10 protein-coding genes are annotated in these 9,069 nt (G+C 74.0%); 2 read left to right on the top strand and 8 right to left on the bottom strand.

Annotated elements, in window-relative coordinates; translation table 11 throughout:
- Together UWG_RS31880 and infC are read right to left on the bottom strand one after the other, a co-directional pair.
- Positions 1-83: large ribosomal subunit protein bL35 (locus UWG_RS31880; RefSeq protein WP_162130076.1), on the bottom strand; the 83-nt coding region annotated here is incomplete at its 3' end.
- Positions 84-187: 104 nt separating this feature from the next.
- Positions 188-808, bottom strand: a complete 621-nt coding sequence (gene infC, locus UWG_RS0101225; RefSeq protein ID WP_078495568.1) for a translation initiation factor IF-3 — start codon at positions 806-808, stop codon at positions 188-190.
- A 365-nt stretch (positions 809-1,173) separates the two neighbouring features.
- On the opposite strand from infC, the gene UWG_RS0101220 reads away from it, so the two are divergent.
- Complete coding sequence (locus UWG_RS0101220; protein ID WP_016905384.1) at positions 1,174-1,545, top strand: DUF1844 domain-containing protein; 372 nt, start codon at positions 1,174-1,176, stop codon at positions 1,543-1,545.
- Positions 1,546-1,651: 106 nt separating this feature from the next.
- Here UWG_RS0101220 and UWG_RS0101215 read toward each other — a convergent pair whose 3' ends face one another.
- The 4 genes from UWG_RS0101215 to UWG_RS29275 all read right to left on the bottom strand — a co-directional run bounded on the left by UWG_RS0101215 (position 1,652) and on the right by UWG_RS29275 (position 5,588).
- Positions 1,652-2,410, bottom strand: coding sequence for an MIP family channel protein (locus UWG_RS0101215; protein ID WP_016905383.1), 759 nt, complete (start codon positions 2,408-2,410; stop codon positions 1,652-1,654).
- Between the two features lie 114 nt (positions 2,411-2,524).
- A complete protein-coding gene (locus tag UWG_RS0101210) occupies positions 2,525-3,283 on the bottom strand; it encodes an SseB family protein (RefSeq protein ID WP_016905382.1) in 759 nt (252 codons plus the stop codon).
- A gap of 65 nt (positions 3,284-3,348) precedes the next feature.
- A complete protein-coding gene (gene mycP / locus UWG_RS0101205; RefSeq protein WP_033195907.1) occupies positions 3,349-4,557 on the bottom strand; it encodes a type VII secretion-associated serine protease mycosin in 1,209 nt (402 codons plus the stop codon).
- Between the two features lie 23 nt (positions 4,558-4,580).
- Positions 4,581-5,588 (bottom strand): hypothetical protein, encoded by a 1,008-nt coding sequence (locus UWG_RS29275; RefSeq protein ID WP_237719956.1) that lies wholly within the window; start codon positions 5,586-5,588, stop codon positions 4,581-4,583.
- Between the two features lie 463 nt (positions 5,589-6,051).
- On the opposite strand from UWG_RS29275, the gene UWG_RS0101195 reads away from it, so the two are divergent.
- A complete protein-coding gene (locus tag UWG_RS0101195) occupies positions 6,052-7,266 on the top strand; it encodes an amino acid deaminase/aldolase (RefSeq protein WP_016905379.1) in 1,215 nt (404 codons plus the stop codon).
- Positions 7,267-7,305: 39 nt separating this feature from the next.
- On the opposite strand, the gene UWG_RS0101190 is transcribed toward UWG_RS0101195, so the two are convergent.
- Positions 7,306-8,184 (bottom strand): DUF2510 domain-containing protein, encoded by an 879-nt coding sequence (locus tag UWG_RS0101190; protein WP_078495567.1) that lies wholly within the window; start codon positions 8,182-8,184, stop codon positions 7,306-7,308.
- A gap of 65 nt (positions 8,185-8,249) precedes the next feature.
- Entirely contained in the window at positions 8,250-9,029 is a 780-nt protein-coding gene (locus UWG_RS0101185; RefSeq protein ID WP_016905377.1) for a helical backbone metal receptor, read from the bottom strand.
- Positions 9,030-9,069 lie beyond the last annotated feature (40 nt).

Raw genomic sequence — 9,069 nt, 5'->3', positions numbered from 1 at the left:
CCAGCGCGCTGGCGCTTCACCTTGCCAGAGCCGGTGACCTTGAAGCGCTTGCGGGCCCCACTGTGGGTCTTGTTCTTCGGCATGTCGCCGTAGTCTCCTCGTCACGGTGCTTCCGTCCGCCGGCAGCGTGCCCGGCACGCGGAAGCACCGACTGGTTCGGTTGGTTTCTGACGCGGTCCCCGGAGGATCACGCCTCGGCAGGCTCCTCGGCGGACTCCTCGTCCTCGGCGGAGTCCTGCTGACGGCCGGCCTTGCGCGCGGCCTGTGCCTCGCGGGCCTCCGCCATGGCCTCGGTCTTCTTCTTGTGCGGACCCAGAACCATGATCATGTTCCGGCCGTCCTGCTTCGGGTTGGACTCCACGAAGCCCAGGTCGGCCACGTCGTCTGCGAGCCGCTGGAGCAGCCGGAAGCCGAGCTCGGGACGGGACTGCTCACGACCACGGAACATGATCGTGATCTTGACCTTGTCACCCTGCTTCAGGAACCGGACGACATGACCCTTCTTGGTGTCGTAGTCGTGCGGATCGATCTTCGGCCGGAGCTTCATCTCCTTGATGACCGTGTGCGCCTGGTTCTTGCGCGCTTCACGAGCCTTCATGGCCGACTCGTACTTGAACTTTCCGTAGTCCATGAGCTTGCAGACCGGCGGGCGGGCGTTCGCCGCCACCTCGACGAGGTCGAGGTCGTACTCCTGTGCAAGCTCCAGGGCCTTGGCAAGCGGCACGATGCCGACCTGCTCGCCACTGGGACCGACGAGTCGCACCTCTGGGACGCGAATCCGGTCGTTGATGCGGGGCTCGGCGCTGATGGGGCCTCCTCGGGTACGCCGCGCGGCGGTCTGGCGGACGGCCGCGCTATGAGTCTGTGATCGGGATGACCGCCCGTACCCAGGCGCACAAAACGCCCCGGACGGAACACAGGCGGGGCTCCTCGTAGACCGGGAGCACCGCCGCGGAATCCGCGGGGCGCAACCTGACCTGAGACCCGGGTCCTGGGGACCCAAGGTGGGAGAACGGAGCCTCCACTTGCGGGCTGGGAAGATGCGGTACGGCGGCGGGCACCAGTGCTGCAGTTCTTTTCAGCCGGTCGACCACCAACCATACCAGGGGCAGCGCGGTAGCCCACACGGACGCGGGGGCCTCCCCCGGCAGGCAGCGCCTTAGGCTTGCCCGCATGACCGACGCCGTACCCGCCGGCCCCGCCGGCGAGAACCCCGACTTCGACAGCATGACCCGCGACATCGCGGACGTCCCGGCGGTCGAGGTGATCACCACGGTGGCCGTGCACCTCATGAGCTCGGCCGCCGTCAACCTCGGCCTCGCCGAGGAGGGCGAGGCGCACAAGGACCTCGACGAGGCGCGGAAGCTGATCCACTCCCTCGCGGGGCTGGTCACGGCGAGCGCGACGGAGATCGGCTCGTACCACGCGGCCCCGCTGCGCGACGGCCTCAAGTCGCTCCAGCTCGCCTTCCGCGAGGCGTCCACCGTCCCCGACGAGCCCGGACAGGGCCCCGGCGAGAAGTACACGGGTCCCGTCTTCGGCTGACCCGGCAGGCGCTGAGCCGTCCGGCCGTGGGCGGGGCGGCCGTCGCGACGGCCGCCCCGCCCAGGCCCTTCCCTCCCCGGCCGTCCCCGGGGGTCGAGCCGCGCGTTCACTCGGGCTCGGCGTTGAGTGTCTCGGTGCCCCTCGTCACCTGGGGATGAGTGAGGCGGTGCACGGCGGCGGCGAGCGCTCCGCCGATCAGCGGCGCGACGATGAAGAGCCAGAGCTGCGTGATGGCGGCTCCTCCCGCGAAGAGCGCGGGGCCGATGCTGCGCGCCGGGTTCACGGAAGTGCCGGTGAGCGGGATGCCGACGAGGTGCACGGTCGCGAGGGCGATGCCCATCGGGAGCCCGTCGAAGCCGACCACCGCGATCTTGTGCGTCACCGAGAGGACGACGTAGACGAAGAGGAAGGTGAGCACCAGCTCCGCGACGAAGGCGCCGCCGGTGTTGATCTGCACCGCCGAGCGGTCGGCGAAGCCGTTGCTCCCGAACGTCTCGTGCGTGTCCAGTCCCGGGACCTGCTTCGCGACGAGGAAGAGGATCGCCGCACCCGCGATACCGCCGAGGATCTGCGCGATCCAGTAGCGGACCGCGCGCTCGACGCTGATGCGGCCCGCGAGGAGCATGCCGAACGTCACGGCCGGGTTGACGTGGCTGCCGGAGATCGAGCCGATCGAGTAGGCGAGGGCGAGCATCACGAAACCGAAGGTGAGAGCGATGCCGAGGGTCCCGACGTACTCGCCGGAGAGGACCGCAGCGCCGACGCCGAAGAAGACGAGCAGCAGCGTCCCGAGGAACTCGGCGGCGAGCGGCTTGGGGTCCTTCTCCTGCTCTAGGAGCGCCGTTCTGATCTCCGTGGCCTGCATGGAGCCTCCCGTGAGGGATGCGGAGAGCGGGTGCGGTCCCGCTTGACCCTCACGAGCATGCGACAGCGCGCGGGGGCTCGCACGCCGGGAGCCGCTCCCGCTGCCCCACGCCGGTCAGGTCCGGGGTCCGCGGCGGTAGAAGGGCTCGGCAGGCAGCTCGCTCCCGGGCGGCAGGAGGGCGAGGTCGAGGCCGTGGACGAGGCCGGCGCGCAGCGTCTCGTCGGCCGCGAGCGAATCGGCGAGGCCGCGGGCGACCTCGGGTGCGGCTTCCTCGGCGTCCAGAGCGAGGACGAGCGTGCCGTCGGAGTCGCGGCCGCCAGGGGTCAAGTGGGCGGCGCGCACCCGCGGTTGGTCCGCGAGGAGACCGCGGAGAGCCGCAGCCACCTCCGGGCTCTCGGCGAGCGGGGTGCCGGTGCGGCCCGCGGCGAGGGCGCGCAGTGCGCGGCCGGTCACCTCGTAGGCGACGGGCCCCGACAGGTCGAGGAGGAGCGTGTCGGCGCCCTCCTGCGCGAGCGCGTGGAGTGCCTGGCGGAGGGGGACGGCGACCGGGCGCGCGTCGGGGCGCCAGCGTGCGAGCGCGTCGGTGGAGGTGAAGGCGGGGAGCGCACGGCTGCCGTCGGGCGCGGTGAGCGTGGGGACGGCCATGTCGCTGCTCTTCTCCTGCCGCAGGCCGCTCTCCGTGCGCTCCTCCTCCGTCAGGACGGCGACGACCGGTACCAACAGCCGCGCCCCCGCGAGTGCTTCGAGGACGCGGGCCTCGGCGTGCGGGGCCTCCGCGTCGGCCCGCCAGGCGGCGAGGGCGGCGGTGAGCGCGGGGTCGGCGGAGCCGTCGTCGTCGGCGAAAGCGGGGGCGGGGATGTTCTTCGTGGACACCTCAGGAGCGTATCCGCAGGGCCGGGCGGGCCTGCGCCGTGGGTCACACGGCGGCCGCCTCGTCGTCAGCCGTTCTTCGGCCGTCTCATCGCGGCCGGGACGCCGCCCCTCCACAGCGCGAGGGACGCGGCGATCAGCACGGCGCCCGCGACGGCGGCCACGGGGGCGAACCAGCCGATACCGGAGCCGTCGGTCGGGCCGTCGCCGAAGTACTGCTGCTTGTGCGGCTGCGGACTCGGAAGCTGCTTCCGGGGTTTGACGTTGGTGCCCATCTCGATCGCCGCCGCCGGATCGACGACGCCGGTGCCCAGCGCGTCGCTGCGCCCGCCCTCCGGGGTGTTCCGTGCGGTGTCGGCGAGGAGCTCCTTGACCTGTGCGGGGCTCAGCTCGGGGTGGGCCGCGCGGACGAGTGCGACGGCGCCCGAGACGAAGGCCGCCGCCGCGCTGGTGCCCCAGCCCTCGTAGTAGTCGCGGTCGGGGTCGGCGATGAGGACGTCCTTGCCGGGCGCCGAGACGGTGGCGTACCAGCGGCGGGTGGAGAAGGCCGCGCGCGCGTCGTAGCGGTCGACGGCGGCGGCCGCGATCACGCCGGGGTAGGCGGCCGGGTAGGAGACGTGGTCGCCCTTGGCACCTCCGTTGCCGGCCGAGGCGACGACAACCGCGCCCTTGCGCAGCGCGTACCGCACCGCCGCGTCCTCGTGGGCGTCCGGGTGCGCCGAGCGGCTGTCGTCCCCGAGGCTGAGGTTGATGACGTCCGCGCCGTGGTCGGCGGCCCAGCGGATGCCCTCGGAAAGGGCGTGGGGGTGCTTCTTGCGGGCCGCGCCGCGCTTGGGGTCGGTGTCCTCCAGCAGCACGCGGACGGGGAGGATCCTCGCCTCGGGGGCGACGCCGAGCACGCCCTCCTTGCCGTCCTTGCCGTGGCCGTGCCCCGCGACGATCCCCGCCATGGCCGTACCGTGCCGGGCCCAGGCGCGGTCGCCGCGCGAGGCGCCCATGCCGAGCACGTCCTTGCCCTGGACGGTGTTCTGCTCCAGGTCGGGGTGGGTGGCGTCGACGCCGGTGTCGAGGACGGCGACGGTGACGCCGCTGCCCTTCGTCGTCTTCCACGCGTCCTTGGCCTGGATCGCCTTCAGGCCCCACTGGCGGGCCTGGATGTCGCCGTCCTCCGCGTGCGCCGCCGGGGCCGCGACGCCGGCGAGCAGCAGCGCCACGGCGCCCGACGCGGCGTACGCCCTCCAACTGCGCGCCCGGCAGGGCGTCTTGCGCCCGGGCATCCCCGACACCTCGGCTCCTTCCTTCACCGCGCCGACGAACGGTGCGTCCGCGTACCGTCCCCGCCGTCCTCGCCCGTGCCCGAACCGCCGCCCGTGGAGCCTGGGACGGCGTCCGGGTCGCCCGCCGCCTGGCGGAGCGCCTGTTCGACGCGGTCGGCGACGCCCTGCGCGTCGTGTCCCAGCCCGGACTGGGCCGCCGCCGACGTCTCCCCCTTCTCCGTCGCCTCGGCCGCCGCCTGCGGGTCGCTGACGGTGCGTCCGTCGGCGAAGCCGGTGACCGAGTAGACGACGACGGGCGCGTCCGCGAGGACGTGCACGGTCCAGCTCGCCCGCTGCGCGTCGCCGAAGTCGGCGGCGACCGTGCCGCGCGCCGCGTACGGACGGGGCATCAAGTCGGTGCGTTCGGTGAGGTTCTCGACCGCGAAGCGCTTTCGCAGCGCCTTCATTCCGTCCTCGTCGGCCTTGGTGAAGAGCAGGCCGACGGTGGTGACGCCGCTGGTCGTCTCGTCGACGTAGGTGGCGCGGACGAGGCGGCCGCAGCCGACCTGCGAGAGCGCCTTGGTGAGCATGGGGTCGAAGGCGTGGGCGCAGCCGCTGTCGGGGGCGACGGCGACGCGGGTCCACCTCCGGTCGGAGCCGCCGGGTCCCGCCGCCTCGCTCCGCAGCACCTCGGGGAAGAGTTCGTCGACGGGTACGTCGCGCCACAGGGTGCGCGCTCCGTTGAAGTCGTCGGGTCCGCCAGGTCCGCCCGAAGGGCCGGAGAGCCAGGCGCCCGCCGCCGCGCCGCCGAGGAGGCCGATGCCCATGACGAGGCACACCGCGGCTGCGAGGGTGCGCGGAGCGGGGGCGCGGCGCTCGCCTTCGCGCCGGGGCAGCAGGCGTCGGGGGCCGTGGAGCGGGGGGCTCGCGGGCGGATCGGTCGGCGGCTCCGGAGCGGGGTGAGGCTCCTGCCGAATGCGGGGGCTCGGCGTCGTGCGGGGGCGCGCGGCGCCGAGGGGCTCGCCGGTGGGCGGCGCCGGTTGCGGGGGCACGGCGGACACGGGCGGTCGTGCGCTGCGGTCCGGCGCTAGGGATGCCGCATCCCTGCGCCCCTCCGCCTCCGGGTACTTCGGCATCGGTCCTGTCGGCTCGGCTTCCGTTCTCTGCGGCCCGCCGCTCTGCTTCGACCCGCCGCGCGCCGATCCGTTCCCCCGGGGCGGGGAGGCGGGAGGCGGCGGGAACTCCGTGCCGGGGGCCGCGCTCGGGCGCGGTGGTGCCGCGGGGGGCGGCGGTATGCGGGGGCGGCCCGAGTCCCTGCTCACCCTGTGCACTCCTCCCGGCCGGTACCACCCCACGCGAACACCCGCTGAACGCAGGCATGTTCGCATCGGACAGCACACCGGTGCACCCTCGGGCACGGCGTGCTGCGTCACTCTACGGTGCCCACGGGGAGGGTCGGCAACCCGGAGCCCGGTCGGGGTGTGCTGCGTGCTCAGGCTCTGGCAAGCTGCTGACGTGTTCGATACCAGCAGGCAACTCCCCGCGGACCGGCTGCGATACGACCGTGCGACGGCCCACCTCGACGCCCCGTTCGCCGTCGTCGACCTGGACGCGTTCGACGCCAACGCGGCCGCTCTCGAACGCCGGGCCGCCGGCAAGCCGTTGCGGGTGGCGAGCAAGTCGCTGCGCTGCCGGGCGCTCCTCGACAGGGCGCTGGCCCGCGAGGGCTTCAGCGGCGTCATGGCCTTCACCCTGCCCGAGGCGCTGTGGCTGGCGCGCTCGGGGATCGAGGACGTGCTCGTCGCCTACCCCTCGGCGGACCGCGCTTCGTACGCCGAGCTCACGGCCGACCCGAAGTTCGCCGGCGCCGTCACCGTGATGGTCGACGACCCCGCCCAACTCGCCCTGATCGACGCCGCGCGGGAGGGGGGCGCCGAAGAGGTCCGTGTCTGCCTGGAGTTGGACGCCTCGCTGCGTCTCCTCGGCGGCCGGGTACGCGTCGGGGCACGCCGCTCCCCGCTCCACTCCCCCGCCGAGGTGGCCGAGTTGGCGCGCCGGGTGGAGGCGCGGCCCGGCTTCCGTGTCGTGGGTCTGATGGCGTACGAGGCGCAGGTGGCGGGCGTCGGGGACGCGGTGCCCGGACGTCCGCTCCGCTCGCGGGCCGTGCGGCTGATGCAGCAGGCGGCCAGGCGCGAACTCGCGACGCGGCGCGACGCCGTGGTGCGCGCGGTGCGGGCCGTCTGCCCGGGGCTGGAGTTCGTCAACGGGGGCGGTACGGGCAGCGTGCAGCACACGGCGGCGGAACCGGCGGTGACCGAGGTGGCGGCCGGCTCGGGGCTCTACGTGCCGCGGCTCTTCGACAACTACCGCTCCTTCACCGGGACTCCGGCGGCCCTCTTCGCCGCGCCCGTGGTGCGGCGTCCGGGCGTCGGCGTCGTCACGGTGCTCGGTGGCGGGTACCCGGCCTCCGGTGTCGCGGGGGCCGACCGGCTTCCCCAGCCCTACCTGCCGGAGGGGCTGCGGTACGACCCGCAAGAGGGTCCGGGCGAGGTGCAGACGCCGCTCCTCGGCGCCCCCGCGGACGACCTGCTCCTCGGTGATCGCGTGTGGTTCCGGCACGCCAAGTCCGGTGAACTGTGCGAGCGTTTCGACGCGCTCCACCTGATCGAGGGCGACCGCGTGCGCGAGACCGTGCCGACCTACCGGGGCGAGGGGCACACCTTCCTCTGACGGCGGCCGGGGACGCGCGCCGTCCCCGGCCGCCGCGGCTCAGACGGCCTCGCGCGAGCCGCCGTCGTCCGAACCGCCCCCGGACGGCCCGCCGTCGCCTTCACGCAGCCCCGCGATGAGCCGGGAGAGGTCGCTGAGCGGCGGCGAGTCGGCGTGGAGGTCGATGCTGGAGCGGACGACGAGGATCTGCCCCGACCCGTCCGGGTGCGGGAAGGCGACCGACTCGACGTACGCGTCGGGGTTGAGCTTGTTCTCTATCTTCCACCGGACCCGGTAGCCGACCTCGCCGGCGATCTTCGTACGCCCCGAGGTGACGACGGAGTGCGAGGTGATCCCGCCGAACGTCTCCGTGCTGTAGGAACGGACCGCGTTCTCCCGTATGTCCCGCTTGGCCACCTCGGCGAGGTCGCCCTGCGTCGTCGCCTCTATGACGAGCGAGGAGCCGCGCACGCAGCGCTTCCCGTCGCCGCCGGGGCAGGTGTACTCGCCGCTGTTGACGGCGATCCCGTCGAGGTCCTCGCTGGGCTCCCATCCCTCGGGGACCGGGAGGCGGACGCCGCGCGCAGGATCGGGGTCCACGCCCCTGTCCCTTTCGCCGGGTTGCCCCCCGCCGTCCTCGGAGGAGTCCGGTCCCGGCTTGCCGTCGCCCGCCTCGTCGTCGGTGCCGCCCGGCAGGAAGAAGAGGACGGTGCCGACGAGCAACGCGGCCACGAGTACCGCCGCGCCCGTGATCATCGCGATCATCGGCCCCCGGCGGCTCGCCCGCTCCGGCTGAGGCACGTGGGGCGAGGGGCCGTAGGGCGGCGGGGGAGCCGGGCGGCTCTGCTGCGTCCAGGTGCCCCCGTCCCACCAGCGTTCCTGCGGCGAAGAGTTGGGGGGTTGTGCGGGATCTGGGTACCAGCCGGGAGGCGTCGACATGCTCACGGAACGACCTTAGGCCAACACGTGTGCGAACCGCAGGGCGCCCGGAAAGCCCCGCACGCTCAGCCGAGCGCCGCGCGCACCGCGCGCCGGAGCACTCCGGGCGCCTCCCGCAACGACGGCCCGTACCAGGTGAGTTCCCGCCCCGGGACGAGAGCGGCGGGCAGCCCGGGGAACGCCTCCGGGCCGTCCTGCGCGGAGAACGGGTACGGCTCGTCCGGCAGGACGACGAGCCCGGCGCCGGCGGAGCCGAGCTCCTCGACGGGGACGCGCGGGTACCGCTCCGGGTGCGAGGCGAGGACGTTGCGGACGCCGAGCACGGCGAGGAGCGCGCCGGCGAAGGTCTCCCGGCCCAACGCCATCCAGGGCCGCCGCCAGATCGGCACGACGGCCGGGACGTCGAACTCGGCCGGCGTCGCGGCCCACGCCTCCTCCGCCTCGTCGAGCCAGGCCGGGCGGCGCAGCCGGCAGCCGACCGTGAGCGCGCGGTCGAGCTCGGTGAACGCCTGGGGCAGCGACCGCACTTCGGTGACGAGCACGGGCAGCCCCGCGGCGCGCAGCGCGTCGAGATCGGGCGCGCGGTTCTCCTCCTCGTTGGCGAGGACGAGATCGGGCGCGAGTGCGGCGACGCGGCGCACGTCTGGGTTCTTCGTGCCGCCCACGCGCGCGGCGTCCAGCTCGGCAGGGTGCGTACACCAGTCGGTGACGCCGACGAGCAGCCCGGGCTCCGTCGCCGCGACCGCCTCCGTCAGCGAGGGGACGAGCGAGACCACCCGGCGTACACGCGGAGCACGCCCCGCACGCAGGCTGCCGCTCGCGCCCTGTGCGTCCTCGTCCGCCATGTCCGGCACTCTACGCGCCCCTGCGCACACGCGAGTGCCG

It is taken from the genome of Streptomyces xiaopingdaonensis (assembly GCF_000262345.1).
GTDB lineage: Bacteria > Actinomycetota > Actinomycetes > Streptomycetales > Streptomycetaceae > Streptomyces > Streptomyces xiaopingdaonensis.
The sequence above is the reverse complement of the archived record's forward strand: the minus strand, read 5'-3'. Positions and strand labels throughout refer to the sequence as shown.